Source organism: Pelagibius sp. Alg239-R121 (assembly GCF_947331435.1).
Lineage (GTDB): Bacteria > Pseudomonadota > Alphaproteobacteria > Kiloniellales > Kiloniellaceae > Denitrobaculum.
Genome location: NZ_CAMZOF010000043.1, coordinates 1 through 1,454, shown reverse-complemented (window position 1 = coordinate 1,454; position 1,454 = coordinate 1). Strand labels below are relative to the sequence as shown.

At 48.3% G+C, this 1,454-nt stretch carries 2 protein-coding genes; both read left to right on the top strand.

Annotated elements, in window-relative coordinates; translation table 11 throughout:
- Positions 1-735: hypothetical protein (locus QMZ18_RS36875; protein ID WP_282611437.1), on the top strand; the 735-nt coding region annotated here is incomplete at its 5' end.
- A gap of 160 nt (positions 736-895) precedes the next feature.
- Positions 896-1,261 (top strand): hypothetical protein, encoded by a 366-nt coding sequence (locus QMZ18_RS36870; protein WP_282611436.1) that lies wholly within the window; start codon positions 896-898, stop codon positions 1,259-1,261.
- The last annotated feature ends 193 nt before the right edge of the window (positions 1,262-1,454 follow it).

The following is a 1,454-nucleotide window of genomic DNA, read 5'->3' as shown; positions in this document are numbered from 1 at the left end:
TTCGGCAGTCTTTCAGGCGCGGTTGCTGGACGCTTGGGGTTGGAAGGTCCGCCAGCCATTGCCTTTGCAGCAGTTTCTGGCGGAGTAGGAGCGGAACTTGGCGGAGGGAAGTTCAAGAATGGGGCGTTCTCGGGGGCATTCGCCCAGTTGGGTGACCAGCTCAAAGGGGCGTATTATCAAGAAGCCGGGGAACCTGGCCTCGCCCAAGAACTCACGACGAATGAAAGTGAATTCCAGTTAGCACTTGCAGGAAATGCTGAATACAGTTCGGACGCTAGTCTTGGATTTTCAAGCTCGTCACGTGTATCTTCTGGGGGGACACAAGCGGCATGGGGGCCAATAATTGGATGGCTACTGAGAGCTTTAGGTATAGGTGGAAAAGTCGTCACGCGAGCCCCTAGAGGCGCTGGAGGAGCGGCGACGGAAACGGCAATACTGTTAAGCAAAGCCAAATTTGGTCATACATTTACGACGCATGGACAAAATGTCACGCGGCAACTTTTAGCTCGTGCAAAGGGGTCCGGAATGCAACAGGGACAATTCCTAGATAATCAAGCTGCCGCGAGATTTATACTGGATAATCTGCATCGGCTTAAGAATGGTGCCATTACTTTACCAATCCCGAAGGGGGTTCCAGCTCGTATAATCAACCCAAATGGGTCGTTTTCTAATCCTTCTGGAATCAGACTTGTCCCAGGTGGAAAGGGGGTGAAATCAGCTTATCCTGTTCCGTAGATTGTAAGACTCGCCTACAACTGCTGTTTGGACTCCATAGTCGCTTTCCTCACGTCAGATGTTGAGATTACAATGTGACGGACTTGACGTGCACACATGCTGGAGTTGTCGGAGGGGGTGGTGAATTCTTACAGATAGATCGCATGGGCTTGTAGAACACATGTATAGACCAAATAATAGTTCTATCGATTATTTCAATGCAGTTTTAGCTCTACCCGCTACCGGTTCAGAACAAGACTGGGAGGTAGAGTTAGCTGATTCTGATCGCGTTTGTGAGTTCGTTAAGTTTTATGAAAGCAATGTATTATCAGACGAGCGAAAATATGCGTTAATGGCCTTGATTTTGTGCTCTCTTGAAGATCTTTCATATATGCAAACGATTGAAAAATCATTATGGCATCGTGTCCAAGGCCTACTGCGCGCGGACAGAGATTTACTAGAAGACATCATCAATTACTGGTCACTTGGCGAATTTGAAGATGATCACGAGCACTTTAATATCACTGCTTTGGTAAGATCTGTGTGATTGGGTTCATGTGTGGACGCCCTGGTTTCAGCAAGTGCAATTTGGGTCTGTACGAAATCGCTAAAACGGTCATCTGTCAGATCTAAAAGGATGACCCGACCCACCGAGATTTCGGTGTGCGATGATAGATGTGCCCAAATCACCGTCGCAAGGAAAGCTGGCCTCCGACCCCGGTAGGTAGTCATTCTGTGTG

Bases quoted from the DNA above. Each gene is read 5' to 3' on its own strand.
- QMZ18_RS36870 (WP_282611436.1), top strand. From the start codon at position 896: ATGTATAGACCAAATAATAGTTCTATCGATTATTTCAATGCAGTTTTA.